The organism is Salinicoccus sp. Bachu38, from assembly GCF_038561955.2.
GTDB classification, from domain to species: Bacteria; Bacillota; Bacilli; order Staphylococcales; family Salinicoccaceae; genus Salinicoccus; species Salinicoccus bachuensis.
In genome coordinates, this window is sequence record NZ_CP138333.2 from 1,186,898 (window position 1) to 1,213,409 (window position 26,512).

A 26,512-nucleotide genomic window follows, 5' to 3' on the forward strand; every position below is an offset into this window, starting at 1 on the left:
ATAAGGGGCTTTTTTATATTTTATGAATGGAGTGGAACAGATGATACAGATTCCAAGAGGCACACAGGACATACTGCCGAAGGACACATACAAATGGCAGTTCATTGAAGACAGGCTGCACGAAATTGCACAGAACTACAACTACAGGGAAATCCGCACACCGGTGTTTGAATCCACCGAACTGTTTGTGCGGGGGGTTGGCGGTTCGACGGACATCGTCAACAAGGAGATGTATACGTTCATGGACAAGGGCGACCGCAGCATGACACTAAAGCCCGAGGGCACCGCGCCGGTCGTCAGGAGCTACATCGAAAATAAGATGCAGCACGATGTCAATCAGCCGGTCAAAGTATATTATCTGGCGCCGATGTTCAGGTACGAGCGTCGCCAGAAGGGCAGATACCGCCAGTTCGTCCAGTTCGGCATCGAGGCGATTGGTGTAGAGGATCCGCTGATCGATGTGGAAGTCATCAGCATGCTGATGCACATATACCAGTCGTTCGGGCTGTCAGACCTGAAACTCTACATCAATTCCATCGGCGATCAGGACAGCCGGGCCGCCTACAACCAGGCACTCGTGGACCACTTCAGGCCATCCATCGGTGAGTTCTGCTCGGATTGCCAGACCCGCATCGATACGAATCCGATGCGTATACTCGACTGCAAAAAGGACAGGGACCACCCACTCGTGCAGAATGCGCCAAGGATATACGACTACCTGAATGATGAATCCAAGGCCTACTTCGAAAAAGTGACCGGAAACCTCGATGCTCTCGGCATCTCCTACGAAATAGACTACAACCTTGTGCGTGGCCTCGACTACTATACGCATACAGCATTCGAACTGATGAGTGATGCCGAAGGCTTCGGAGCCATCACTACACTGTGCGGCGGCGGCCGTTACAATGGCCTGCTGGAACTGCTGGATGGGCCGCAGGAAACGGGTATCGGCTTTGCACTTAGCATCGAGCGCCTGCTGCTTGCGCTGGAAGCCGAAGGCATCGAAATACCGGAGCCCGAAGGCATCGACCTCTACATCTGTACGCTGGATGAGGCAGCTGAAGCCACAGCGGGGCAGCTGCTCCACAGGTTGCGTGCAGACGGCATCAGCTGTGATATGGACTATAAGCACAGGAAGCTGAAAGCCCAGATGAAGGATGCAGACAGAAAAGGGGCGGCATTCACGATCGTGCTTGGAGAAGCGGAGCTTGAAACAGGGGAAGTGGAACTGAAGAATATGGAGTCCGGAAAAACGGAGAAAGTCAGTCTGGATGACCTGAAAGAACTAAGTAAGATAATTGAGGAGAATTGACCATGAGAAAATATGCAACGGAAATCACAGAAGAACTGACAGGAGAAAAGGTCCACCTGAAAGGGTGGGTGCAGAAAAGACGTGACCTGGGCGGGCTGATCTTCATCGATCTCAGGGACCGTTCCGGCGTCATGCAGGTCGTCTTCAACCCGGAAGTATCCGAAGCGGCCCTGGAAACTGCTGAACGGATCCGTTCAGAGTATGTCATAGCGGTGGCGGGGGAAGTGCTTCAGAGGGACCCGTCCCAATACAATGACAACATCGCAACTGGAAAGATTGAAGTGCTTGTCGATGAAGTAGAGGTGCTGTCAAAAGCAGATACACCGCCGTTCCAGATCATGGACGAGTCGATTGCTGAAGACATCCGCCTCAAATACCGTTACCTCGACCTCAGGAAACCGAAGCTGCAGAATATCCTGAAATTGAGACATCAGCTCAATCGCAGCATCAGGAATTTCCTGGACAATGAAACGTTCATCGACATCGAGACTCCCGTCCTGTCCAAGTCGACACCGGAAGGGGCTCGGGACTACCTCGTACCCTCCCGTGTCCATGAAGGGGAGTTCTATGCCCTTCCGCAGTCGCCCCAGATATACAAGCAGCTCCTGATGCTCTCAGGCATGGAGCGGTACTATCAGATTGTAAAATGTTTCCGTGATGAGGACCTTAGGGCTGACAGGCAGCCGGAATTCACCCAGGTCGATATCGAGATGTCGTTTACAGACCAGGAACAGATGATCGAGCTGAATGAAAGAATGATCAGACAGGTGATGAAGGATGTCAAAGGCGTCGACATAAAAACGCCCCTGCCAAGGATGACATATGCGCAGGCCATGGCCGAGTACGGCGTGGACAAGCCGGATACACGGTTCGGCCTCAAACTCAATGATCTGAGCGGATTCAGCAGATCCGTCGACTTCAAAGTCTTCCGTTCCGCTGTAGAAAACGGGGGAATGGTCAAGGCAATCGTCGTCAAAGGGGAAGAGAGCCGTTTTTCCAGGAAGGATATCGACAAGCTGGAGACATACGTCAAGACGTATGGTGCGAAAGGGCTGGCATGGCTCAAAGTGAAGGAGGACGACCTGAATGGACCGATTGCCAAATTCTTCAGCGAGGAGAACCGTCGGGATCTTTTTGAGACCCTCTCGCTCGAAAACGGCGATCTTATCCTTTTCGTAGCGGATACGGAAAAAGTTGTCCATGCATCACTCGGCAACTTGAGGAACAAGCTGGCAAAAGATCTCGACCTCATACCGGAAGACCAGTTCAACTTCCTATGGGTGACCGACTGGCCGCTGTTCGAATATGATGAAGAGACGGGCCGCTATTCTGCCGCCCACCATCCGTTCACTTCACCCAAGGCGGAAGATGTTGAAAAGCTTGAAACTGCGCCGGAGGAAGTCATCGCCAATGCATATGACATCGTTCTGAACGGCTACGAACTGGGCGGCGGTTCCGTCCGTATCCATGATGCAGAGACTCAGGAAAAGATGTTCCGTGCGCTTGGTTTCACAGATGAAGAACGGGATGAACAGTTCGGATTCCTGCTTGAGGCATTTAAATACGGGGCGCCGCCACACGGCGGTATCGCCTACGGATTCGACCGCTTCGTCATGCTGCTTGCCGGCACGGACAACATCCGTGACGTCATCGCGTTCCCGAAAACCGCAAGTGCCGGAGATCTGATGATGAACGCACCTTCGAAGGTTTCGGAGGCGCAGCTCAGGGAACTGCACATTGAGGTGGATATCGAGGAATAGAAAAATGAGCACATTTTACTATCTTTTTTGGAAAGCATATGCTATTATATTGGTAATAGGAATATCTGAGAAGTGCGTGATGTGTTGAATTATATTTTGACCTAACACCTTTTTAATCGGGAGCCTGATAGGTTTTCCTATGAAAAACAAGCCTGCTTGACAGGACGTTTGGAGTAGGGAACAAGGCACCCACCTGCACTTAGCAGGCCAAAATAATCAACAATAACACACGGCTTTAGCTCGGATATTCCGAATAAGTACCGAATTATTACAATTCGGTGCTTATTTTTTTATAGTTTTTTAAGTTTGTCATAAATGTCGGCAAGCTGTTTTTCATACTTGGATACATCCGATTTCTGATAGTAGGCGGCGTTTTTGAGGGGATCGGGCAGATACTGCTGACTGACCACATGGTTCGGATAGTTGTGCGGATACTTGTAGCCGATGCCGTTGCCGAGTTTCTCGGCGCTCTTGTAGTGGCTGTCCTTCAGATGCTTCGGGATGCCGCCTGTCTTCTTTTTTCGTATGTCGGATAGTGCGCCATCGATGCTTTTGATGGCACTGTTCGATTTCGGTGACAGGGAGAGTTCGATGACGGCCTGTGACAGGGGTATGCGTGCTTCCGGAAAGCCAAGGCGCTCTGCAGAGATGATGGCATCCAGTGTCCTTGAGGCAAGCTGAGGGTTGGCAAGACCGATATCCTCGTAACTGATGACGAGCAGGCGTCTTGCGATGGTGACGAGATCGCCGGCTTCGACGAGCCGTGCGAGGTAGTGGAGTGCTGCGTCCACATCGCTGCCCCGGATCGATTTCTGGAAGGCGCTCATGACATCATAGTGCTGGTCACCATCCTTGTCATACAGGAGATCCGACTTCTGCATGCACGCTTTGGCATCTTCAAGTCCGATGGCCGTGACGCCCTGTGAATCCTTTTCGGTGCTGAGTGCAGCGAGTTCCAGGGCATTCAGGGCACTTCTCACATCCCCCTGGCTGGTATGGGAGAGGTAGTCGAGTACCTCGTCCGAAACTTCAAGGTTGATATCGCCAAGGCCGCGCGACTCGTCCCCGATGGCCCGCTCAAGCGCTTCCCGCACATCAGCGGGATCAAGCAGCTCCAATTCGAATATCTGGCACCGACTCCGTATGGCCGGGTTGATGGCGTGATACGGATTGGAGGTCGTCGCCCCGATCAGGATGATGTTTCCATTTTCAAGGTGGGGAAGCAGAAAGTCCTGTTTGGCCTTGTCCAGGCGATGGATTTCATCCAGCAGCAGGATGACGCTGCCGCTCATCTTCCCTTCCTCGGCGACAGCCTGCATGTCCTTCTTTGTATTCGTCACGGCATTGAGCACTCTGAACCTGTAGTTCGTGGATCCGGCAATGGCGCTGGCAATGCTTGTCTTGCCGATCCCCGGCGGTCCATAGAGGATCATGGAGGAAAGCCTTCTGGCTTTGACCATCCTTCTGATGATGCTGTTTTCACCGACAAGATGGGCCTGCCCGAGTATCTCATCGATCGACTTCGGGCGCATCCTGTAGCTTAATGGTTGAGTAGACATATTTTCACCTGTTTCAGAGTTATGGTATATTTAATACTACTATAATATAATTATAAATGAACTTAAACTACGAGGTGTTTTATGAAAATCTCTACAAGAGGAAGATATGGACTCTATTTCATGCTGGCATTGGCCAGGAACTACGGAGAAAAGAAACGAAGCGTCAAGTCGGTTGCAGAAGAGCGGGGCATTAGCGACCTCTATCTGGAGCAGATAGTGGCGAACCTGAAAAAGGCGGAACTGGTCAAAAGTACAAGGGGTGCGTACGGCGGCTATGAACTCAATCTCCCGCCGGATGAAATTACGGTCGGCAAGATATTCAGGACGCTCGAAGAGAACATCGTCGCGGTCGAGGGCGATGACAAGGACACGGATACTGAACGGTACCTGTGGGGACGCATCAGGGACGCCCTGAGGGATGTGCTCGACCATACGACCCTTCAGGATATGCTGAACCATGATGAGGATGAAGTCGACGACTATATGTTCTATATATAGAAAGCCTTGGAGATCATATGATCTCCAAGGCTTTTTTTAAAATCTCCCCGATCGGAATATCGAATAGATCATCCCGATGAACATGATGAGTGCTACAACGGAGCCGATTTCCACTGCCGGGATGCTCAGAATCACCGTCGACTGGTCGGACAGGGCGGAGCTGATGATCAGCCCGACCATGATGATGCTGAAGGACAGCAGTACGATGCTGAAGGACAGCCTGTTGCCCAGGCGGTCCAGCCGCCTCATGAATTGTTCACTGCGGCGCATCTCCAGTTCGACGGGCACCTTCTTCTCCTTCAGCCCTTTAGAAAATTCATGGAGGTTGTTGGAGGTATCCTTCAGATCATCGCTGAAATCGAGCCACTGATGCCACGCCCGGTCTGAAATGTTCCTTGGATTGTACCGCTCCTTCAGCAGTTGCCTGCCGAACGGTTCGGCCACATCGACGATGCTGAAATCAGGGTCCAGTTGGCGCACGATGCTCTCCAGTGTAAGGATCGTCTTGCCGAGCATGGTGAAATCCGTCGGCAGCTTAATGCGGTGCGTATTGGCGATGTCAAAAATATCCTGTACCGCCTCACCGAGGTTCATGCGGCTGAGAGGGATGTCATAGTATTTGTCGCGGAGCAGCTCCGCATCCTTTTTAAGTGCCTTCATATCGACTTCGTCAGGAACGACACCCATCCGGGTGATTGCCCTGACGACACCGTCTGCGTCCTTCCTCATCATGGCGATCAGCAGAGAGCCGAAATTGGCCTTCATCTCCTTAGTCATCTTGCCGACCATCCCGAAATCCATGAAGCCGATGACCTCATCCTCCATTATGGTGATGTTGCCGGGATGCGGGTCGCCATGGAAGAAGCCTTCGATCAGTATCTGATGGAAGATGGCATGGGTCAGCCGTTCTGCCAGGCGTTTTCTGGAATATCCATTTTCGTCAATGGCGGCAAGGTCATTGATGACTATACCGTTGATATGCTCGAGGACAAGGACGTTCTTTGTCGTTACTTCCCAGAATACTTCGGGAATATGGACGGTCTCATCATCAGTGAACTGCTTGCCGATCTTTTCTGCATTTCTTGCCTCTATCGTATAATCCAGCTCATCGATGATCGCCCTGGTGAACTCATCAATCATGTCCCTCAGCTGGTACTGACGGGCCCATTCCAATCTTGACTCGGCCATCATTGCCAGATTATGGAGGATTTCGAGATCATTCCGCACAATCTTTTCGATATTCGGACGCTGCACTTTGACGGCGACCGCTTCCCCGGTGACGAGCACACCCCTGTGGACCTGGCCGATGGAGGCGGAGCCGATCGGTTCTGCCTCCAAAGTTTCGAAGATGTCACCGATCTCGACACCGAGTGATTCTTCGATGATTTCCTCCACCTCGTCATAGGGGAAGGGGGGGACATGGCTCTGGAGTTTCGACAGTTCATTGATGATGTCTTCCGGCACCAGATCGGGCCGGGTGCTTGCCACCTGGCCGATTTTGACGAAGGTCGGCCCCATCTCTTCGAGGAAGAGGCGGATGCGTTCACCCCGCGTCTTTTCGATATGCTCCGAATCCTGCTTCAGCAGAATCCGTTTCGGCAGGGAAAGCACTTCGTCCAGTCCGAGCTCCTCGACGATATAGCCGAAGCCACTCTTCGAGAAGGCGAGGGCGATTTCCCTGTACCTTTTTATATGCTGCAGTCTTTTTTCAAATATCATTCTGGCCCTCCCATGTTCCAGTATCTCTTCATACCAGTATACCCTGTGAGAGAGAATCATTCACCCATTTGAATGCCGGAATCACACTTTCACTTGCTTGAAGTAGTTGCTGTAGATGGCACGGAGCGCCTTTTCCTCATCTTTCAGCGCGATTGCGAACATCATGCTGATTTCGGATGCGCCCTGGTTGATCATGCTGATGTTGACGCCATTATCGCTCAGCGCAGTCGTCGTCTTGGTTGCGATGCCGATATGCTCCTTCATGCCCTCACCGACGATGACAAGAAGCACCAGGTCATCCTCAACATACATGGATTCGGGCTCGAGCTTGTCGTTGATGTCCGCCATGACCTCTTCGAGCTTCGTGTTCCCTTCGAACTGTCTGGATCTGAGTATGATGGAGAGGTTGTCGATGCCGGACGGAATGTGTTCATAGGACAGGCAGTGGTCTTCAAGTATCTGCAGCAGCCGTCTTGTGAAACCGATCTCCCGGTTCATCAGGTATTTGTTCATGGTGATCGAAGTGAATCCTTCATCACAGCTGATTCCGATGACCGGCATTTCAGGGATGAATTCACGCTCAGAAACTATTTTCGTCCCTTCGACTTCCGGATCGTTCGTGTTTCTGATCATGATCGGAATCTTTTTCTTATAGACCGGGGCAAGCGCCTCGTCATGGAATACACCGAATCCTGCATAGGAGAGCTCCCGCATCTCGCGGTAGGTGATTTCCCTGATGGCATGCGGGTTGTCGATGAGCCCCGGGTGTGCGGAATAGATGAAGCTCACATCTGTAAAGTTTTCATATAGGTCGGCTTCGACGCCCCTTGCCACAATGGCCCCGGTGATGTCTGAGCCGCCTCTTGGGAAAGTGACGATCTGATCGTTTTCCGAATAGCCGAAGAAGCCGGGGATGACGATGACACGCTGGGAAGCCTTCAGCCTGTTCAGCTGATTGTAGGATGATTCGATCAGCTGGGCATTGGAAGGTTCGTCCGTAACCAGTATGCCTGCTTCCTTCGGTGACATGTACTCCGCTTCCACACCGATCCTGTTCAGATGGGCACTCAGCAGCTGCGCATTGAAATCCTCCCCGCAGGACTTCAGGGCATCCAGCAGGCGGTCCTCTTCCTCGATGGTATCAAGGTAGGCATTCAGGGTGGCCCTGTACTGGCCGAGCAGGTTCTGGTCGATTCCGAGGTCATTGATAATGGAAGAAAACCTCTCGATGATCCGGTCGATCGCCTCCCCGGTATCAAATCCGGCCGTCTTGTTGGCATGCAGGGCAATCAGCATATCCGTGACCTTCGTATCCTCACTGAACCGCTTGCCTGGCGCCGAGACGACAGCAATCCGCCGTTCGGAATCACTTTTTATTATATTGGCCACTTTTCTGACCTGATGGGAATCACTTAGGGAACTGCCTCCAAACTTCACTACTTTCATCATCTCACACCTTCATCTTCGGAATTTTAAAAACAATATTACATCAATTATCAAAACTTGTGTACCTTTTTTTAAATTATTTCTTGAATTTTTGAACTTTTCTCTCTAATATATAATCTTATACGATGAAAAGATAACAGGAGGTTGTTTACGATATGAATTTGGCAATACTTGGTATGGGTACAGTAGGCTGTGGAGTCGTGGAAGTACTCTCAATGAACAAAAGCAAGATCACAGGACTCATAGGTGAAGATGTAACGATCAGTCATGTGTTCGTCAACAACATCCATAAGGAACGGGATGTTGACCTGAAGGATGCGAAACTGACGGACGATATCGGAGACCTGTATGGTGCAGATGATATAGATGCCGTAATCGAAGTGATGGGCGGCATGGAGGATACGCGGGATATTCTGAAGAAGTTCCTGGAAAAAGGGATCCACGTCATCAGTGCGAACAAGGATATGCTTGCCAAATATATCGATGAACTGACCGAGGTGGCGAATGCACATGATGCGAGACTGCTGTACGAAGCGAGCGTGGCAGGCGGCATTCCGATCCTGCACGCCATCGAACATGGTCTGAATGCCAACGAGATACATAAGGTCATGGGCATCCTGAACGGGACGACGAACTACATCCTGTCCAAAATGACGAATGACGGCTGGGATTATGAAAAGGCATTGAAGGAATCCCAGGAGAAAGGGTATGCTGAAGCGGATCCCACGAATGATGTGGGCGGTTTCGATGCCCAGCGGAAAATCGTCCTCCTGTCACGGCTGGCCTATGACCGCAAGGTCGATATCGAGGAAGTTCCGGTTACAGGCATCAGCAATGTCGAACTGAAGGATATAGAGACGGCCAAAAAGGAAGGTCTGATCCTGAAGCTTGTAGGGAAGAGTGAATTTGACGAGCACGGCCTGTCAGTGGAAGTGGCACCGGTGTTCCTGCCGTCGGACCACCAGCTGTCATCGGTAGGATATGAAAAGAATGCAGTATATGTAAACGGCAACGCGGTCGGGGAAACGATGTTCTACGGTCCCGGTGCAGGGGGACCGGAAACGGCATCTGCCATCGTGTCGGATCTGATCAACTGCTGGCGGAATGCAGGCAGGAAGCAGTTCAACCTCACGCCGCAGCAGACGGCGTCCGTAAAGCCATCGCAGTCGAGCAACAAGTATTTCATCCGTTTCAACGCCACTGCAGAGGATGTGGATGCTCATCTTGCAGACCAAAAGGTCGAGTACAGCGTATTGGATTCGGGTTCGGAGACGACAGTGGTCACCTCACCGATCGATCCGGATCAGCTTGAAAAACTGAAACAGAACCGGGAATATGGCATTGAGGCAATATATCAGGTAGAAGGAGATTGATAGCATGGCAAATTGGCAAGGTTTGATCAAAGAATACAGTGAACTGCTCCCAGTCAGCGAAGAGACGCCGAAACTGACGCTGCATGAGGGGGACACACCGCTTATACGCCTCGACAGCTTGAGTGAAAAGTACGAAGCAGACCTTTACGCAAAGGTCGAAGGGGCCAACCCGACCGGTTCATTCAAGGATCGCGGCATGGTCATGGCCGTGGCAAAGGCGAAGGAGGCGGGGGCGCATACGGTCATCTGCGCATCGACAGGCAACACCTCCGCTTCGGCTGCAGCCTATGCGTCAAGAGCAGGGCTCAACACCATCGTCGTCATTCCGGAAGGCAAGATCGCCCTGGGCAAGCTTGCCCAGGCGATGATGTACGGGGCAAAGATCGTCTCCATCGAGGGCAACTTCGACGAGGCGCTCAAGATCGTCCGCCGAATCGCCGAAGAGAAGGATGACATCACGCTCGTCAACTCGGTCAATCCATACAGGCTCGAAGGCCAGAAGACGGCGGCATTTGAAGTCGTCGATGTGCTCGGCAAAGCGCCGGACTACCTTACGATACCCGTCGGGAATGCAGGGAATATTTCCGCCTACTGGAAAGGGTTCAAGGAGTATGATGAGAAGAAATCATGCGGACTCCCGAAAATGTTCGGCTTTGAAGCGGAAGGGGCTGCGGCCATCGTCAATGATGAAATCATTCCCCAGCCCGAGACGGTGGCCACTGCCATCCGGATCGGAAATCCTGCAAGCTGGTCGCTCGCTGTGGCAGCACGGGATGAATCCGGCGGTACCATCGAAGCGGTCACTGATGACGAAATCCTCGCAGCCTATGAATTGCTGGCGGGGACCGAAGGCATATTCGCAGAACCGGGCTCCAATGCAGGTGTTGCAGGGCTGATCCGCTCACTTGAGAATGGCAAAATCGAAAAGGGGTCTACAGTCGTGACGGTACTCACTGGAAACGGCCTGAAAGACCCGGAGACTGCAATCGAGCAGATTACACAGAAACCGAAGGTGCTGCCGAATGACGAAGATCAGATCATCGAATACATCGAGAGCATTTCCAAAGATGCCAGCCCATCAGTTTAAAGTCCCGGCGACGAGTGCGAATCTCGGGCCCGGATTCGACTCCATGGGGCTTGCACTCGGGAAGTTCCTCAGGATTGAAGCGGAAGAGGGCGAGCGCTTCGAGGTCATCTTCGAGGATGATTTCCTCGAAGTCCTGCCCGCCGACGAAAAGAACCTCGTCCTTGATACTGCCATCCGGATCGCAAAGAAATACGACAGGACGCTCCCCCCTCTGAAGATAAGGATGGGCAGTGAAATACCGCTGACCCATGGCATGGGCAGTTCGGCATCGGCAATCATTGCTGGGGTGGAGCTTGCGGACCATTTCTGCGGCCTCGGCCTGAGCGATTTCGACAAGGTCATGTGCGGCAGCGAATTCGAAGGCCACCCCGACAATGTCGGCCCGGCTGTTACAGGCGGGCTGTTCGTCGGGTATTATGGGGATGGCAGCCTCTACTACCACACCCTGGCACTCGACGGCCTTGCCGCCATCGTCAGCGTGCCACCATATGAGATTGATACAGGGGCGGCGCGGGCGGCGCTCCCGGCCTCATATTCAAGGACGGATGCCGTCAGCCAGAATGCCATCAACAATGTCATGCTGCTGTCTATTCTGAACAATGACTATCCGACGATGGGAGCACTGATGATGTCGGACCGCTTCCATGAGCCCTACCGGGAATCACTGATCGCCGAATATGAAGACATCAGAAGGGTCACGCTTTCAGGGGGCGCCTATGCGACTGTCATCAGCGGCGCCGGGCCTTCGCTCCTGACATTGTGCAGGGAGGAAGACGTCGATCGGATAGTGGAGGCGCTTGGCAGTGTTTCCGGATGTCTGCACGAAAAAGTCGAAATTTTTCAATAGGAAGACCCCTCATGTTCCCATGAGGGGTCTTCTGTCGGTCAACCGTTGTATTTCTGTACCACTTTTTCGAATATGTCATAGGAATGCTTCTGTGCGTCCGTATCATATATATAGCTGACCGCCATGATCTCATCGGCATTATACTGGGTCTGGAACAGTCTGAGCTTATCAAGCACCGTCGCTTCCGAACCGAGCAGCGCAACTGGGAAACGGCTTTCCACAATCTGTTTTTCCTGCTCCGTCCAGAGCGGCCCCATGTCATCGACCGGCGGCTGGAGTTTATTCCTGCCCCCGCGGACGACATTCAGTACGAACTGCGACATCGTCGTGGAGAGATACTTCGCCGCTTCATCCGTATCGGCACAGATGACGTTCAAGCAGGCGATCTTGTAGGGTGCATCGAGCTGGTCCGACGGCTCGAACTCCCTCTCGTATATCTTGAATGCTGCATCCATCTGATCCGGTGCAAAGTGTGCCGCAAAGGCATACGGCAGGCCGAGGCGTGCAGCGATATGTGCAGAGTCCGTCGATGACCCGAGAATATATAATGGAATGTTCGTACCCTGGCCGGGGAAGGCGACGACATGCGTCTTTTCATCAGAGAGGTATTTGCGGATGTCCTCGACTTCCGAGCCGAATGTATATACACCGTCGTGGTTGTTGCGTCTTATTGCTGCAGCTGTCCGCATGTCCGTACCCGGAGCGCGTCCAAGCCCGATGTCGAGCCGGTCTCCGAAGATGGCATGCATCGTGCCGAACTCCTCAGCCACGACAAGGGGGGAGTGGTTCGGCAGCATGACGCCGCCGCTTCCGACGCGTATATGCGCCGTATGCTGCAGTATGTGGTGGATGAGCTGCCGTGTCGCAGAGGATGCGATCGATGTAGTATTATGGTGCTCGGCCACCCAGTATCTGGCGTAGTCGGAGCCATCGGCATGCTGGGCAAGGTCCACCATGTCCTTGAATGCATCGCCGGCCTCCCTGCCCTCACGTACGGGCACGAGGTTCAGGATGGATGGTGTCAATTTCTTTGGCATTTGTGATTCCTCCTATTCTGGGAACAATTATCGGCCATCCGGATTATTTTGTCTAATAAACGGTTTGGAAAGTATAAAAATTTACTATTCCATGTTAAAATTCTATATTGTATAATAAAGCTATTTGTAAAGTAGGGTGATCAACAGTGGAAGTGTATGCTGACTATGCGGCAACCACTCCGGTGGACAGGGATATTCTAAAAAACATGATCGACAATGCGGATGAATTCGGAAATCCATCCAGCATCCATAAGGCGGGCAAGCGTGCCAAGGCACAGCTTGAGAAGGCGAGAAGGGATGTAGCTGGACTGCTCAATGCTTCCGCTCCTGAAATCATCTTCACAAGCGGTGCAACGGAGGCGAACAACCTGGCAATCAGGGGGGTCATCGGACGCCATAAACGTCCGCATGTCATCACCACCGAGATTGAACACGCTTCCGTCCTCAATACGCATAAAGCCCTCGAGGCCGATGCCGAGATCACCTATATCCCTGCCGATGAGAGGGGTGTGGTGGACATGGGGTCATTGAAGCGTGCGCTCCGGGAGGACACTGCACTCGTATCCATCATGCTCGTCAACAATGAAACAGGTGTGATGCAGCCGATCTATGAAATCAAGGAGATGCTCTCAGGGTCTGAGGCGCTCCTCCATGTCGATGCGGTACAGGCATTCGGCCATATGACGGTGGATGTGGAAGACCTCGGGGCGGATCTGCTGTCGCTCAGCGCCCATAAGCTGTACGGACCGAAAGGTGTGGGACTGCTCTACAAGGCGAAGGACGTCCGTCTTGATCCGGTGATCACAGGCGGCTCCCAGGAGCGGGACGCAAGAGGCGGTACCGAGAATGTCCTGTGGATACAGGCGATGTCGGAAGCGATGCAGAAGGCATCGGACGGGCTGACAAGACGGAGCATCAGGGAGATGCAGCTGAAGGAACTGCTGTTGAACACGCTCACGGCAGCCGAAATCCCGTTCGAGGTAAATGGAGATGTCAATCAGGCGGCGAGCCACATCATCAACATCCACTTCCCATGGACCGATGCGGAATTCCTGCTTACGGCACTGGATATGGCAGACATCTACCTGTCGGCGGGCTCAGCATGCCACGCAGGCACCCTGGAGCCCTCCCATGTACTGGCATCGATGTATGGGGAAACGGACAGGAGCACAAAATCCATCCGCTTCAGCTTCTCATACATGATGACCGATGAGGAGATCGAAAGAATCGTTGCAGCACTGAAAGATATATATGAAAGACTGATGAATTGATAAATTATAAATGGAAAGGAATGATCTGATGGACAACTCGAAAATTACGGTTGTAGTCGGCATGAGCGGCGGCGTGGACAGTTCCGTCACAGCCAAGCTGCTCAAGGACCAGGGCTACAACACCATTGGAATCTTTATGAAAAACTGGGACGACACCGATGAGTTCGGTGTATGCACCGCAACGGAGGACTATGAAGATGTCAGGATGGTCGCAGAGGAGATCGGCATCCCGTACTACTCCGTCAACTTTGAGAAGGAGTACTATGACAGGGTATTCCAGTATTTCCTTGAGGAATATAAGAAGGGCAGGACACCGAATCCCGACGTCATGTGCAACAAGGAGATCAAGTTCAAGGCGTTTCTGGACCATGCCATGAAGCTTGGCGCGGATTACGTGGCGACCGGCCATTATGCACGGGTCGCCCATGATGAAAATGGAACGACGATGCTCAGGGGGGTCGACCGCAATAAGGACCAGACCTATTTCCTGAACCAGCTGTCGCAGGACCAGCTCTCCCGCGTCATGTTTCCGCTGGGGCACATGGAGAAGCCGGAAGTCCGCGCACTTGCCCACGAGTATGACCTCGCCACCAAGGACAAGAAGGACTCCACCGGCATCTGCTTCATCGGGGAGAGGGACTTCAAGGAGTTCCTGAGCGGATACCTCCCGGCAAACCCGGGACGCATGATCAACATGGATACCGGTGAAGACAAGGGCCGGCACGACGGCTTGATGTACTATACGATCGGCCAGCGCCAGGGGCTCGGCATCGGAGGGGACGGTGGTCCTTACTTCGTTGCAGGCAAGAATCTCGAGACGAATGAACTCTACGTCGTATCCGGCTACGAAAATGAAGCACTGTATTCCTCAAGCCTTGAAGCGTCCGAAATCAACTTCCTCAACGATACGCCGGACCATTTCGAATGCACAGCCAAGTTCAGGTATCGCCAGGAGGATGTGCCGGTCACGGTGACGAAACTTGATGCCGGCAGGCTGCATGTGGAATTCCACGATCCGGCACGTGCGATCACACCCGGTCAGGCGGTCGTCTTCTACGATGGGGACGTCTGTCTCGGCGGCGCCACGATCGACCGCGTCTTCAAAGAAGCGAAAGAATTGGAGTATTTGGGATAATGGCGATCAAGTATGAACAGCTGATCAAAGAAGGACGGATCGAAGAGGCACTCGAGGAGATCTTCAAGGAGATAGAAGCACATCCGGAAGAGGAGGCCCACTACATCAATGGTGGGAACCTTCTGCATCAGGCAGGCCGGGATGAGGAGGCCGAACGCTTCCTCCAGAAGGCGATCACGCTGAATCCAGGAAGTACAAGCGCCTACTACACGCTTGCCAACATCTACTACGATCGCGAGCGGTTCGAAGAGGCGGTGAGACTCTATCTGCTCGCCTACAGCCGAAATCCCGAAGACGGGGATCTGAACTTCATGCTGGCGATGTCGCATGTCCACCTCAATGATGCAGAGCGGGCGCTGCAGTTCTTTGAAGCTGCCCGCAAGGCGAAGCCGGAAGATCTGGAGGTCACTTTCCAGTATGGCTTGCTGTGCTGCCAGATCGGCCTGTATAATCCGGCCGACAAGCTGCTTGGGGAAGTGGTCCGAAAAGAGGATAATGCTGACGCCGAGTACAATATGGGGCTTCTGAAGCTGATGAAGGATGACGACCAGGCACAGGCACTCGTGCATTTCCACCGGGCTGTCGACATCCAGGCAGACCATCATCTCGCCCACAATGCCATCAGTAAACTCAAATAAGAAGACAGCAAGCGTCAGGGACGGTGATCTCAGTTGGCACAATCAACAATCTATGACGATACGTATATCGTCGGTGAAGTGGAGCGCGTCATTTTCCTCAGTGAACAGACGCGCTTTACTGTACTCAAAGTATTGATAAATGAAACAAATACCCACTTCAGTGATGAAGTGATCGTCACCGGCTACTTCCATGCGATTGCAGAAGGGGAAACCTACCGCTTCTCCGGCAAGGTGACAAAGCATGCACGCTTCGGTGAGCAGTTCAGTGCGGAAACATTCAGGAAGGAGCAGCCGACTACAGTGCGCGGCGTCATCCAGTACCTGTCCGGAGATACATTTCCCGGCATCGGTGAAAAGACCGCCAAAAAGATCGTCGAAACACTCGGAGTCGATGCCCTGAAGAAGATTGCGGACGACCGTTCGGCGCTGAATGCGGTCGAAGGGCTCACCGCGAAGAAGCGGGAGATGATCCATCACCGCATCCTTGAGAACAGCCAGACCGAAAGGCTCGTCATCAAGCTTACCGAGCTCGGATTCGGTGCGCGCATGAGTGCGAAGATATTGAAGACCTACCAGGATCAGGCGCTCCATGTGATAGAGAAGGATCCATACAGGCTGGTCATGGACATCGAAGGTGTCGGTTTCCAGACGGCAGATCGCATCGCCCATACAGCCGGCATCGCCCGCAACGACGAGAGCCGCCTTGAGGCGGGCATCATGTATATCATGGAAGGCATCGTCATGTCGGACGGCCACACCTATATGGGCCACGACGAACTGATCGATCTGGCAGACGACCTGCTGAACCAGGATGACCAGGAATATTTCACCAGGGAGGACATCAGCCGGACGATCGATTCACTTTCCGACAGCGACAAGCTGGTCCAATATGAAAACCGCCTGTACATCCCTTCGCTGTTCTATTCCGAATACAAATCCTCCGAGCAGATCTACAGGATGATGAATGACCGGACCGATGTCCCGGTCAGTGAAGAGAAGGCGGGGGAAGTCATCAGCGAAGTGGGAGAACGGTTCGACATTCACTACAATGCCAAACAGAAGTCCGCGATGATCGCTGCCCTGACGGAGAAGATCTCCATCATTACAGGCGGTCCCGGGACGGGCAAGACGACCATCGTCAAAGGCATCATCAAGGCCTACCATGAACTCCATGATCTGAAGGACCACGATGAGTATGACGGGGATGAATATCCGATAAAACTCGTCGCCCCGACGGGACGGGCATCAAAGCGTCTGAGCGAGACCGCCGGCATTCCCGCCTCCACGATCCACCGGATGATCGGATGGGGGATGGATACGGAAAAGGATGAAATGATCGATGCCGAAATCGATGCCGATCTGATTATCATCGACGAGATGTCCATGGTCGACACGTGGCTCTTCTACCAGCTGATGCGCAATGTGAAGCCCTACACGAACCTTGTGTTCGTCGGGGACAGGGATCAGCTTCCCTCGGTCGGCCCCGGAACGGTCTTCAAGGATCTGATAGAGTCTGAGATCATTCCCGTGACCGAACTCGACACGATCTACCGCCAGGGGGAAGGCTCCTCCATCATCCGCCTCGCGCATGAGATCAAGGAGCAGAAAAGGATGGACATCACCGAGAAGTTCAAGGACCGGCTGTTCATTCCGGCAAGGGTGAACCAGATTCCCGACCTCGTGGATAATGTAGTCAACAAGGCCGTGGCCAAGGGATATGACATGCGGGACATCCAGGTGCTGGCCCCGATCTACAAGGGGGATGCAGGCATCCTGAAGCTCAACCAGATCCTCCAGTCGATCCTGAACCCCGAAGAGGAGGACAAGAACGAAATCGCCTTCGGGGATGTCATCTTCAGGGAGGGCGACAAGGTCATCCAGCTCGTCAACCGTGCAGAGGACAACATCTTCAACGGTGACTCCGGCGTCATCGAATCGATCCTCTTCAAGGATGGGGACGGGGCCGAGAAGGACACCATCATGGTCGACTACGACGGCATCCATATCGCCTATGAACGGAAGGAGCTGACGGAACTCTCGCATGCATACTGCACCAGCATCCACAAGGCGCAGGGGAGCGAGTATCCGATCGTCATCATGCCGGTGGTCAGGAGCTACCGCCACATGCTGATGAAGAATATCGTCTATACCGGCATCACACGTGCGAAGGAGTCGCTGATACTGTGCGGCGATGCGGAGGCATTCTATGAATCGCTGGAGAAGGAGGGCATCCAGCGCCGTACGTCACTCTACGAAATGATCCGCCTGCTCTTCGGCAAGGCGTCTGAATCGGAGGCGGCAAAGGCTGGGGAGCCCCCCGAAGCCCTCACCGAGGATACGATGTTCGAGATTCCGGCGATGATCAATATGGACGGGGTCACGCCATACGATTTCATTTGACATATCGGATGAATATTTCTATAATCAAAACAAGTTTGATAAAGACGGAATTCTGAGTGTGGGCATGCGCTGTATAGAGACATTGTGGCTGGTGGAAACAATGACGCATCCCTTCACGTGCTGCTTTCCGTCCAGGTGAATACTCTTTGAGTGATGACTACGGTCATAACTTGGGTGGTACCGCGGTCCAGATCGTCCCATACATTTTGGGAGGGTCTTTTTTTATTTTTCAAAAACTGAGGAGTGAGAGTAATGAAGCAATTGACAGGCAATGAGATAAGGGAGCTGTTCATCAGCTATTTCAGAACACAGGGGCACATGGTGGAACCGAGTGCACCGCTCGTCCCGATCGATGACGATTCACTGCTGTGGATCAACTCGGGTGTGGCAACGCTGAAGAAGTATTTCGACGGCCGGGTCATCCCGGACAATCCGAAGATCGTCAATGCGCAGAAGGCGATCCGTACCAACGATATAGAAAACGTCGGGTTTACAGCACGCCACCACACATTCTTCGAAATGCTCGGAAACTTCTCCATCGGGGACTATTTCAAGGAAGGGGCAATCAGGTATGCCTGGGATTTCCTGACCAGCAGTGACTGGATCGGGTTTGACGAAGATCTGCTCTATGTAACCATACACCCGGAGGATGAGGATGCCTACAACATCTGGAGGGATGTCATCGGACTTTCCCCCGAACGCATCATCCGCATCGAAGGGAACTTCTGGGATATCGGTGAGGGCCCATGCGGACCGAACAGCGAGATCTTCTATGACCGTGGTCCGGAATTCGAATTCGACACACCGGCCGAGGAGATGTATCCGGGCGGGGAAAACGAAAGGTACCTCGAAATATGGAATCTGGTGTTCAGTGAATTCAACCATAACAAGGATGGTTCATATACACCGCTGCCGAAGAAGAACATCGATACCGGCATGGGGCTCGAGCGCATGGCGAGCATCACGCAGGAAGTGCCGACGAACTTCGACACGGACCTGTTCACACCGATCCTCTCCCGTATCGAGAAGATCAGCGGCAAGAAATATGGGCAGAATGAAAATACGGATGTCGCCTTCAAGGTCATCAGCGATCATATCCGTACTGTGAGCTTTGCGGTCGCCGACGGGGCACTGCCTTCGAACGAGGGGCGGGGATACGTCCTCAGAAGGCTGATCCGCCGTGCAGTACGGTTCAGCAAGGAACTCGACATCGAGCGCGCATTCATGTATGAGCTTGCAGACCCCGTGGCGGAAGTCATGCATGGCTTCTACCCAAATGTCACAGAACGCCTCTCCTTCATCCGCGACGTCATCCAGAAGGAGGAGGAGCGGTTCCTGGCCACACTCGATGAAGGCATCCAGATATATGAGCAGGTCCGGGAGAAGGCGAAGTCGGGGGAAGGTGTCATCAGTGGCCATGATGCATTCAGACTCTACGACACATACGGCTTCCCCTATGAGCTGACGAAGGAATATGCCGGAAACGACGGGCTTGAAGTCGATGAGGAAGGATTCATCGAGGAGATGAAGCAGCAGCGGGAGCGTGCGAGGAACGCAAGAAAATCGGGCGAATCCATGCAGGTGCAGTCCGAAACGCTTGCCGGCCTTACGGAACAGAGCGAATTCACCGGCTACGATTCCCTCAGGGAGGCAGGCCGCCTGCTCTATATCATCCAGGAGGACCAGACGGTCGAGAGCGCCACGGAAGGATCGGTGGAGCTGATCTTCGACAGGACGCCTTTCTATGCCATAAGCGGCGGCCAGGTTGCAGATAAGGGCCGCATCTCGAACGGTGATGCAGAGCTTCAGGTCGAGTCGGTATACCGTGCACCGAATGGACAGAATGTCCATGTCGCCCGCATCGAGTCCGGCACTGTCAAAGCCGGGGAAACATTCACCCTGGATGTGCTTAAGGACAGCCGCGACTTCATCACCAAGAACCATACGGCGACGCACTTGCTCCATCAGGCGCTCAAGGATGTTCTCGGCGACCATGTCAACCAGGCAGGGTCCCTCGTCGAGAAAGAACGTCTGCGCTTCGACTTCTCCCACCTCGAAGGTCTTACAGGTGAAGAGATCGAAAGGATCGAAGCGATCGTCAACGAAAAGATCTACAGCAATATGAACGTTCAGATCTCTGAAATGCCGATTGAGCAGGCAAAGGAGAAGGGTGCGATGGCGCTGTTTGGTGAGAAATACGGTGATGGCGTCCGCGTGGTGGACATCGACCAGTATTCGGTTGAGCTGTGCGGCGGCATCCATGTCAGGAATACAGGAGAGATCGGGCTGTTCAAGATAGTATCCGAAACAGGCATCGGTGCCGGAGTACGCAGGATCGAAGCCGTGACGAGCCGCTACGCCGTCAGTGTCTACAAGGAGAAGGAAGCGCTGATCGCATCCATCTCGGGGCGCCTGAAAGTCAAGGAGAACCAGGTGGAAAAGCGTATCGAATCGCTGCTTGACGAGAACCGGACGCTGCAGCAGAAGCTCAAGGATCTCCAGGAATCCAGGCAGGATGAAAAGCTGGCGGATGTTACAGGCGACATCAAGGATATCAGCGGCGTCCGCGTACTCTCGAAAGAGGTTTCAGCGGATGATGCGAAGGAACTGCGCGAAACGATGGACCGCATAAAATCCCGGGCGCAGGATACGATCATCGCCCTCGGGTCCGTGAATGAAGGCAAGGTATCACTCGTGGTCACGGTTCCGAAAGAGCTGACAGGCAGATTCAAGGCCGGCGAAATCATGAAGGGCATGGCGTCCACCGTGGAGGGCAAAGGCGGCGGCAGGCCAGATATGGCACAGGGTGGCGGCACGGCACCCGAGAATATAACAAATGCATTACAATTTGTTGAAGACTACATTAAAAGTGCTCAATAAAAGGCCATCAATGATATAATGGATGGAAATGCAAGCAAGGATGGGAGTGCTGAATTTGAATCAATTTGACGAAACGATGAAGTTTAATGTGGATGAAACAAAAGCACATAATGTGAAGGAGATCATGACCACTGTCTATAGTACGCTGGAAGAGCGTGGATACAACCCCATAAACCAGATCGTCGGCTATCTGCAGAGTGGCGACCCTGCATATATTCCGCGTCATAATGAAGCGAGAAACCGCATTCGCCACATCGATCGGGACGAGATCATGGAAGTGCTTGTAAGGACATACATCGAGAAGGAAATCCATGAATAGGGTACTGGGACTGGATGTAGGCACCAAAACGGTCGGCATTGCACTGAGCGATGCACTGGGATGGACAGCACAAGGGCTGACGACACTGAAGATCAACTATCACGAAGAAGTATACGGCATTGAAGAGGTGGCCCGGATTGTGGAAGAGAACAATGTCTCCACAATCATCGTCGGCCTTCCCAAAAACATGAACAACTCTGTCGGAGAGAGCGGCGACAGATCCATCCACTATAGTAAATTGCTTGAAAAGAAACTGCCAGATGTTAAAATAATATTATGGGACGAGCGTCTCAGCACCATCGGTGCAGAGAGATCGCTCCTTGAAGCGGACCTCTCCCGAAAAAAACGAAAAGCTGTAATCGATAAAATGGCCGCAGTATTCATACTGCAGGGCTATCTCGATAATCCAGTTAAAGGAGACTGAATTATGAGTCAGGAAGAAATGGATTTCAACATGGAAGAAGAACTTCTTACACTGTACGATGAGGAAGGCAACGAGGTCCTCTATCGCAAGATGCTCGAATTTCATCATCCCGAGTTCAATAAGGATTATGTGATTCTTGCTGAAGAAGGCAACTTCTCCAATGACGATGAAGAAATTGAACTCATCCCGATGATCAACATGCCGGATGAAGATGGCGAAGGCGGCAAGTTCATGCCTGTTGAAACGGATGAGGAATGGGATATGATTGAAGAAGTGGTAAATACTCGCATGGACGAACCAGAAGAGTAGATCTTTTTCAGTTAATAAGAATGGCTTCCAATCGATATTGGAAGCTATTTTTGAGATAGGAGTCATATATGAGTAAATACGAGGATATAAAATTTTCAAAGAATGTTTCATCCTACCTTTCGTTATTCGTAATTGCTGCTCTGGCTGTCATCTTCATCGTTGTCGCATTCTTCATCTACATGTACATCAAATCGGGTTCCGAACCGCTGGACCCGAATTCGACAGAGGTGAAGGAAGTGACGATAGAACAGGGGTCTTCAGCGGACATGATCGGTGACCAGCTGGAAAACGAGGGAATCATCAGAAACGGCACCATGTTCGAATACTTCCTCAAGTTGAACAGCATCACAAACTATCATGCGGGAAACTATGAACTTTCGCCGTCCATGGACTTTGAACAGATCGCCAAAACGCTCGAAACGGGCAGAATCTATCAGGAAGTGCTCCATAGGCTGACTATACCCGAAGGGTACGCCATTGAACAGATTGCCGAACAGGCGGATGAACAGCTGCCGATAGTCGGCGACCGCTTTCTGGAGCTGATGCAGGATGAAGATTTCATCAATACCCTGATCGAGGAATATCCGGAGATGCTTTCAGAGGAGATACTGGCCGATGACATCAAGTATCCGCTTGAAGGCTACCTGTACCCTGCAACCTATGACATCACGGAAGAGGAGCCTGACATCGAAGCACTCGTCAGACAGATGCTCGATGCGACGAGAAGCAACAGCTACAGCGTCTTCCAGTCAAGCAACGGCTATTCGATCGATTTTGAAGGGGAGTCGAGGGATCTTTCCTTCCATGAATTCCTGACACTATCGTCATTGGTCGAGAAGGAGGCGACGTCACTTGCAGACCGCTCCAAGATAGCAAGCGTCTTCCTGAACAGGATGTCCGAAAATCCAAGCATGCCGCTCCAGACGGACCCGACCGTACTGTATGCGCTCGGAGAGCACCAGGAACGGACGCTTTTTGAAGACCTGGAGGTGGAGGACCCATATAACACCTATGTCAACACGGGGTTGCCTCCGGGACCGATTGCTTCTCCGGGGATGGAGTCCGTACAGAGTACCATGAACCCATCCAACACCGACTACTATTATTTCCTTGCGGATAGCGAAGGCAACAACCATTTTGCCGAGACTTTCGAGGAACACGTTGAAAACCGTGAGCAGTATATTAATAACCAGTAAAGAGAAAATTCACCTTTTCAAGCAAAATGATTTGTGCTACTATGAATTGTGATAAACAAAGCAACTGATAACCCAAGTTATCAGTTGTATTTTTTGTATATGGTGGGGAATATGGACATTTACGAATATGTAAGGAATCTGAATGCAGCTCCGGAACTGTTTCCGGATATGCTTGAATATGCGCGGGAGCATCATGTACCAATCATGGATGAAGATGCGCTGAACGTGATGAAGCACTACATGGAACTGGCGCAGGCCAGGCATGTGCTTGAAGTGGGAACGGCCATAGGCTACAGTGCAATGCATATGCTTTCTGTGGGCGAAGATGTCTCTGTGGTGACAATGGAGAAGGACGAAGCGTCCCATCGGCAGGCAAACGCGTTCTTTGCGCGGTACGGGGTTCTGGATAGGGTCAGCAGCCTGCTTGGCGATGCCAAAGAGATTCCGCTCGATCAGCTGGGCGGGGAGCCCTTCGACCTGCTTTTCATAGATGCATCAAAGGGGAACAACCAGCGCTTCTATGAACGGTATCTGCCGCTCGTGAAACCTGGCGGCCTGGTCATCGTCGACAACATACTGCTGCGCGGCCTCGTCACCGAGGAGGAAATTGCCTCGAGGGGCACCCGTAAAATGAAGGAGAAGGTCGACAGCTTCAACAGGGCCATCGCAGAATCAGATGTCTCCTCGGCATTCCTGCCGGTGGGGGATGGTCTGCTCGTTATTACTAAGGACAAAGAGGGAGAGCGCAGATGAAAAGACCAACAGTCATAGGCATCGCTGGAGGTTCCGGATCCGGGAAGACTTCGGTGACCCGCAAAATCATGGAAGCCCTGAATGGTCATAGCGTCGTTCTGATCGAACAGGACTACTACTACAAGGACCAGAGCGACAAGACATTCGAAGAAAGGCTCGAGACGAACTATGATCATCCTTTCGCTTTCGACAACAATCTCCTGATATCCCATATCAGGCAGCTGATCGAACGCCAGCCGGTGGAAATACCCACATACAACTATGAAATACACACCCGGAGTGACGAAACCATCCAGGTCGAGCCGAAAGACGTTATCATCATAGAGGGCATCTTCGCGCTGGAGAATGAAAATCTGAGGAATCTGATGGATGTCAAACTCTATGTGGATACCGATTCCGACATCCGCATACTCAGGCGGTTGAAGCGGGATATCGAAAAGCGGGGGCGGACCATGGATTCGGTCATCAGCCAGTATCTCAATGTCGTCCGGCCGATGCACCTGCAATTCATAGAACCGACGAAACGTTTCAGCGATATCATCATTCCCGAAGGCGGAGAGAACAACGTGGCAATCGACCTGATTACAACCAAGATCCGCACTCTGCTCAATGAATAGACGGCTTTAAAAATAAACTTATCAATTTTATGGAGGATTACGATGGATATACAAAAAGAATTTCCGATGACACAAAGTGGATATGAACAGCTTCAGGAGGAACTCGAACATCTGAGGACGGTAAAGCGTCCGGAAGTGGTGGAGAAGATCAAAGTGGCAAGGAGCTTCGGTGACCTTTCCGAGAACTCCGAATACGATGCAGCGAAGGATGAGCAGGGGTTCGTAGAGCAGGAAATCACAAAAATCGAGGATATGCTGCGCCATGCGAAAATCATCGAGGACACCAACAACAACAATATGGTACAGATCGGCAAGACGGTAACATTCAAGGAGCTTCCTGATGGAGATGAGGAATCCTATCAGATTGTGGGAAGTGCCGAAGCGGATCCATTTGAAGGAAAGATTTCAAATGAATCACCGATTGCGAAATCACTGCTCGGTGCAAAGCTCAATGATTCCGTGAATGTACCGCTCCCGAACGGCAACGAGATGAAAGTGGAGATCGTGTCTATTGACTAAAGGCGTCATCGGCATTATCGGAGCCATGAAGCCTGAAATCGATATCCTCAAGGAGTGGATGGATATCGAGGCGACGGATACGATTGCCCATGCGAAAGTGTACAGGGGCACCCTGGTTGGCCAGGATGCAGTATTGGTTGAAAGCGGCATCGGCAAAGTCAATGCAAGCATGATTACAGCTCTGCTGATCGAGCGCTACAATGTCCGGATCATCATCAATACGGGTGTGGCCGGCGCGTTGTCCAGCGATCTTGATGTGACGGATATGGTAGTGAGCACCTCGGTCCTCCATCATGATGTGGACGCTGTCGAGTTCGGCTATGAGCTCGGTCAGGTGCCCGGCATGCCGAAGTTCTATATCGCGGACAAGGGACTCGTCAAACTGACCCTTGAAGCCATTTCGGCACTCCCGGACATCAATGGACATGGCGGCCTTATAGTCAGCGGGGACGCATTCATAAGCAATAGTGCCCAGAAGGGGAACATCACCCGCAACTTCAGGAAGGCGAAGGCAGTCGACATGGAATCGGCGGCCATCGCCCAGACCTGCTATCAGTATTCCACACCTTTCGTCGTCATCCGTTCCATATCCGACAGGGCGGATGACACGGCGGATATGACTTATGAAGAATTTCTGTCCAAAGCTTGTGTTCATTCATCCGAAGTTGTAAAATCATTATTGAAGGACTTGTAATCAGGAGGGAAAATCCATGCTTTTTCTTATGATCATTTCAATCGTCATTACAGTCGTTATCGGTTACCTCATTTACAGGGATACTGAGACAGAAGATAATGAAATCATTGAATAACACAAAAAGCGCCTTAATCTTTTAAGGGGCTTTTATTTTTGTGGTAGAATATAAAAAAACTCATTAGGAGTGCGCATATTGAAGCTGCTAGAAAAATATTTCCTTCCCAGTGACTATTTCAAGGAATTTCGCGGAATCACACCCCAATATCTTAAGGATCGCGGAATACGCGCCGTCATCACCGATCTCGACAATACACTTGTGGGCTTCGATGAACCGGAAGCAAGCGATGAGGTGCTGCAGTGGTTCAAAACGATGAAGGAGAATGGCATAAAGGTGACCATCGTTTCCAACGGCAGCAGACTCAGAGTCAGTGAGTTCTGTGACCCCCACGATATCGAGTATATATTCAGGGCAAGGAAGCCGCTTGGCCGGTCCTACAGGAAAGCGGTGCACATGATGGAGATGGACAGTTCCGAGACCGTCATGATCGGTGATCAGCTGCTCACCGATGTATTCGGGGCGAACCGTGCCGGCCTGAAGAGCATACTTGTCGTACCCGTCAAGAACAAGGATGGCTGGGCGACCGTCGTCAATCGCAGGATTGAACGCATCATCATGAAGTATTTCGACCGTAAAGGTCTAATCCAATGGGGGGACTAAT

General features: G+C 52.1%; 24 protein-coding genes and 1 other RNA gene. 21 read left to right on the plus strand and 4 right to left on the minus strand.

The genetic code is table 11. From position 1 onward, the window contains the following. Positions 1-40: 40 nt before the first annotated feature. From hisS to ssrS, 3 genes are all read left to right on the plus strand, one after another. On the plus strand, positions 41-1,312 hold the full coding sequence (hisS, locus tag RQP18_RS05860) for a histidine--tRNA ligase (RefSeq protein ID WP_342389219.1): 1,272 nt from the start codon (positions 41-43) through the stop codon (positions 1,310-1,312). After that, positions 1,309-3,072, plus strand: coding sequence for an aspartate--tRNA ligase (aspS, locus tag RQP18_RS05865; RefSeq protein WP_342389220.1), 1,764 nt, complete (start codon positions 1,309-1,311; stop codon positions 3,070-3,072). The genes hisS and aspS overlap by 4 nt, the downstream gene beginning before the upstream one ends. Positions 3,073-3,131: 59 nt before the next feature. After that, positions 3,132-3,323, plus strand: a non-coding RNA gene (gene ssrS / locus RQP18_RS05870) — 6S RNA. Between the two features lie 39 nt (positions 3,324-3,362). Here ssrS and RQP18_RS05875 read toward each other — a convergent pair. Next, positions 3,363-4,631, minus strand: coding sequence for a replication-associated recombination protein A (locus tag RQP18_RS05875; RefSeq protein ID WP_342389221.1), 1,269 nt, complete (start codon positions 4,629-4,631; stop codon positions 3,363-3,365). Positions 4,632-4,712: 81 nt separating this feature from the next. Between RQP18_RS05875 and RQP18_RS05880 the strand changes: the two genes are divergently transcribed. Next, entirely contained in the window at positions 4,713-5,129 is a 417-nt protein-coding gene (locus RQP18_RS05880; protein ID WP_342389223.1) for an RrF2 family transcriptional regulator, read from the plus strand. 36 nt (positions 5,130-5,165) lie between these two features. Here the strand turns inward: RQP18_RS05880 and RQP18_RS05885 are convergent, their stop codons facing one another. Both RQP18_RS05885 and RQP18_RS05890 read right to left on the minus strand, forming a co-directional pair. Beyond that, positions 5,166-6,848 carry an ABC1 kinase family protein gene (locus RQP18_RS05885; RefSeq protein ID WP_342389224.1) on the minus strand — a complete coding sequence of 561 codons (1,683 nt, stop codon included), beginning with the start codon at positions 6,846-6,848 and terminating at the stop codon, positions 5,166-5,168. An 81-nt stretch (positions 6,849-6,929) separates the two neighbouring features. Further along, a complete protein-coding gene (locus RQP18_RS05890; RefSeq protein ID WP_342389225.1) occupies positions 6,930-8,294 on the minus strand; it encodes an aspartate kinase in 1,365 nt (454 codons plus the stop codon). 155 nt (positions 8,295-8,449) lie between these two features. Between RQP18_RS05890 and RQP18_RS05895 the strand changes: the two genes are divergently transcribed. From RQP18_RS05895 to thrB, 3 genes are read left to right on the plus strand one after another with little or no spacing between them, the layout of a single operon-like run. After that, positions 8,450-9,667: a homoserine dehydrogenase gene (locus tag RQP18_RS05895; protein ID WP_342389226.1), complete on the plus strand. Its 1,218-nt coding sequence runs from the start codon at positions 8,450-8,452 to the stop codon at positions 9,665-9,667. A gap of 4 nt (positions 9,668-9,671) precedes the next feature. Continuing rightward, complete coding sequence (gene thrC / locus RQP18_RS05900) at positions 9,672-10,754, plus strand: threonine synthase (RefSeq protein WP_342389227.1); 1,083 nt, start codon at positions 9,672-9,674, stop codon at positions 10,752-10,754. Next, positions 10,690-11,601, plus strand: coding sequence for a homoserine kinase (gene thrB / locus RQP18_RS05905; protein WP_342389228.1), 912 nt, complete (start codon positions 10,690-10,692; stop codon positions 11,599-11,601). The genes thrC and thrB overlap by 65 nt, the downstream gene beginning before the upstream one ends. 38 nt (positions 11,602-11,639) lie before the next feature. Here thrB and RQP18_RS05910 read toward each other — a convergent pair whose 3' ends face one another. Next, positions 11,640-12,638 carry an LLM class flavin-dependent oxidoreductase gene (locus RQP18_RS05910; RefSeq protein WP_342389229.1) on the minus strand — a complete coding sequence of 333 codons (999 nt, stop codon included), beginning with the start codon at positions 12,636-12,638 and terminating at the stop codon, positions 11,640-11,642. Positions 12,639-12,784: 146 nt separating this feature from the next. On the opposite strand from RQP18_RS05910, the gene RQP18_RS05915 reads away from it, so the two are divergent. The 14 genes from RQP18_RS05915 to RQP18_RS05980 all read left to right on the plus strand — a co-directional run bounded on the left by RQP18_RS05915 (position 12,785) and on the right by RQP18_RS05980 (position 26,511). After that, complete coding sequence (locus tag RQP18_RS05915) at positions 12,785-13,909, plus strand: cysteine desulfurase family protein (RefSeq protein WP_342389230.1); 1,125 nt, start codon at positions 12,785-12,787, stop codon at positions 13,907-13,909. Positions 13,910-13,937: 28 nt separating this feature from the next. Further along, a complete protein-coding gene (mnmA, locus tag RQP18_RS05920) occupies positions 13,938-15,044 on the plus strand; it encodes a tRNA 2-thiouridine(34) synthase MnmA (protein WP_342389231.1) in 1,107 nt (368 codons plus the stop codon). Beyond that, positions 15,044-15,682, plus strand: a complete 639-nt coding sequence (locus tag RQP18_RS05925) for a tetratricopeptide repeat protein (RefSeq protein ID WP_342389232.1) — start codon at positions 15,044-15,046, stop codon at positions 15,680-15,682. Before mnmA ends, RQP18_RS05925 begins: the two co-directional genes overlap by 1 nt. A gap of 33 nt (positions 15,683-15,715) precedes the next feature. After that, positions 15,716-18,082 carry an ATP-dependent RecD-like DNA helicase gene (locus tag RQP18_RS05930; RefSeq protein ID WP_342389233.1) on the plus strand — a complete coding sequence of 789 codons (2,367 nt, stop codon included), beginning with the start codon at positions 15,716-15,718 and terminating at the stop codon, positions 18,080-18,082. Positions 18,083-18,334: 252 nt separating this feature from the next. Continuing rightward, positions 18,335-20,962: an alanine--tRNA ligase gene (gene alaS / locus RQP18_RS05935; protein ID WP_342389234.1), complete on the plus strand. Its 2,628-nt coding sequence runs from the start codon at positions 18,335-18,337 to the stop codon at positions 20,960-20,962. A 55-nt stretch (positions 20,963-21,017) separates the two neighbouring features. Further along, positions 21,018-21,281 carry an IreB family regulatory phosphoprotein gene (locus tag RQP18_RS05940; RefSeq protein ID WP_342389235.1) on the plus strand — a complete coding sequence of 88 codons (264 nt, stop codon included), beginning with the start codon at positions 21,018-21,020 and terminating at the stop codon, positions 21,279-21,281. Then, on the plus strand, positions 21,274-21,705 hold the full coding sequence (gene ruvX / locus RQP18_RS05945; protein WP_342389236.1) for a Holliday junction resolvase RuvX: 432 nt from the start codon (positions 21,274-21,276) through the stop codon (positions 21,703-21,705). Before RQP18_RS05940 ends, ruvX begins: the two co-directional genes overlap by 8 nt. A gap of 3 nt (positions 21,706-21,708) precedes the next feature. Beyond that, positions 21,709-22,014, plus strand: coding sequence for a DUF1292 domain-containing protein (locus RQP18_RS05950; RefSeq protein ID WP_342389238.1), 306 nt, complete (start codon positions 21,709-21,711; stop codon positions 22,012-22,014). 68 nt (positions 22,015-22,082) lie between these two features. Then, positions 22,083-23,210 carry an endolytic transglycosylase MltG gene (gene mltG, locus RQP18_RS05955; protein WP_342389239.1) on the plus strand — a complete coding sequence of 376 codons (1,128 nt, stop codon included), beginning with the start codon at positions 22,083-22,085 and terminating at the stop codon, positions 23,208-23,210. Positions 23,211-23,321: 111 nt separating this feature from the next. After that, positions 23,322-23,963 (plus strand): O-methyltransferase, encoded by a 642-nt coding sequence (locus RQP18_RS05960; protein ID WP_342389240.1) that lies wholly within the window; start codon positions 23,322-23,324, stop codon positions 23,961-23,963. Then, positions 23,960-24,580 (plus strand): uridine kinase, encoded by a 621-nt coding sequence (gene udk / locus RQP18_RS05965; RefSeq protein ID WP_342389241.1) that lies wholly within the window; start codon positions 23,960-23,962, stop codon positions 24,578-24,580. Before RQP18_RS05960 ends, udk begins: the two co-directional genes overlap by 4 nt. A gap of 42 nt (positions 24,581-24,622) precedes the next feature. After that, positions 24,623-25,099, plus strand: a complete 477-nt coding sequence (greA, locus tag RQP18_RS05970) for a transcription elongation factor GreA (RefSeq protein ID WP_342389242.1) — start codon at positions 24,623-24,625, stop codon at positions 25,097-25,099. Beyond that, the gene (locus RQP18_RS05975; RefSeq protein ID WP_342389243.1) at positions 25,092-25,793 is read left to right on the plus strand and encodes a 5'-methylthioadenosine/adenosylhomocysteine nucleosidase; all 702 of its coding nucleotides are present in this window, start codon (positions 25,092-25,094) and stop codon (positions 25,791-25,793) included. The genes greA and RQP18_RS05975 overlap by 8 nt, the downstream gene beginning before the upstream one ends. 199 nt (positions 25,794-25,992) lie before the next feature. Continuing rightward, complete coding sequence (locus RQP18_RS05980) at positions 25,993-26,511, plus strand: YqeG family HAD IIIA-type phosphatase (RefSeq protein ID WP_342389375.1); 519 nt, start codon at positions 25,993-25,995, stop codon at positions 26,509-26,511. Position 26,512: the final 1 nt, after the last annotated feature.

What these genes read in the sequence shown, in the direction of transcription:
- greA (WP_342389242.1), top strand. Translation starts at nt 24,623, where the DNA reads ATGGATATACAAAAAGAATTTCCGATGACACAAAGTGGATATGAACAG.
- RQP18_RS05875 (WP_342389221.1), bottom strand. Translation starts at nt 4,631, where the DNA reads ATGTCTACTCAACCATTAAGCTACAGGATGCGCCCGAAGTCGATCGAT.
- thrB (WP_342389228.1), top strand. Translation starts at nt 10,690, where the DNA reads ATGACGAAGATCAGATCATCGAATACATCGAGAGCATTTCCAAAGATG.
- ruvX (WP_342389236.1), top strand. Translation starts at nt 21,274, where the DNA reads ATGAATAGGGTACTGGGACTGGATGTAGGCACCAAAACGGTCGGCATT.
- udk (WP_342389241.1), top strand. Translation starts at nt 23,960, where the DNA reads ATGAAAAGACCAACAGTCATAGGCATCGCTGGAGGTTCCGGATCCGGG.
- RQP18_RS05885 (WP_342389224.1), bottom strand. Translation starts at nt 6,848, where the DNA reads ATGATATTTGAAAAAAGACTGCAGCATATAAAAAGGTACAGGGAAATC.
- RQP18_RS05925 (WP_342389232.1), top strand. Translation starts at nt 15,044, where the DNA reads ATGGCGATCAAGTATGAACAGCTGATCAAAGAAGGACGGATCGAAGAG.
- mltG (WP_342389239.1), top strand. Translation starts at nt 22,083, where the DNA reads ATGAGTAAATACGAGGATATAAAATTTTCAAAGAATGTTTCATCCTAC.
- mnmA (WP_342389231.1), top strand. Translation starts at nt 13,938, where the DNA reads ATGGACAACTCGAAAATTACGGTTGTAGTCGGCATGAGCGGCGGCGTG.
- thrC (WP_342389227.1), top strand. Translation starts at nt 9,672, where the DNA reads ATGGCAAATTGGCAAGGTTTGATCAAAGAATACAGTGAACTGCTCCCA.
- RQP18_RS05890 (WP_342389225.1), bottom strand. Translation starts at nt 8,294, where the DNA reads ATGAAAGTAGTGAAGTTTGGAGGCAGTTCCCTAAGTGATTCCCATCAG.
- RQP18_RS05895 (WP_342389226.1), top strand. Translation starts at nt 8,450, where the DNA reads ATGAATTTGGCAATACTTGGTATGGGTACAGTAGGCTGTGGAGTCGTG.
- RQP18_RS05910 (WP_342389229.1), bottom strand. Translation starts at nt 12,638, where the DNA reads ATGCCAAAGAAATTGACACCATCCATCCTGAACCTCGTGCCCGTACGT.
- RQP18_RS05880 (WP_342389223.1), top strand. Translation starts at nt 4,713, where the DNA reads ATGAAAATCTCTACAAGAGGAAGATATGGACTCTATTTCATGCTGGCA.
- hisS (WP_342389219.1), top strand. Translation starts at nt 41, where the DNA reads ATGATACAGATTCCAAGAGGCACACAGGACATACTGCCGAAGGACACA.
- alaS (WP_342389234.1), top strand. Translation starts at nt 18,335, where the DNA reads ATGAAGCAATTGACAGGCAATGAGATAAGGGAGCTGTTCATCAGCTAT.
- RQP18_RS05950 (WP_342389238.1), top strand. Translation starts at nt 21,709, where the DNA reads ATGAGTCAGGAAGAAATGGATTTCAACATGGAAGAAGAACTTCTTACA.
- RQP18_RS05960 (WP_342389240.1), top strand. Translation starts at nt 23,322, where the DNA reads ATGGACATTTACGAATATGTAAGGAATCTGAATGCAGCTCCGGAACTG.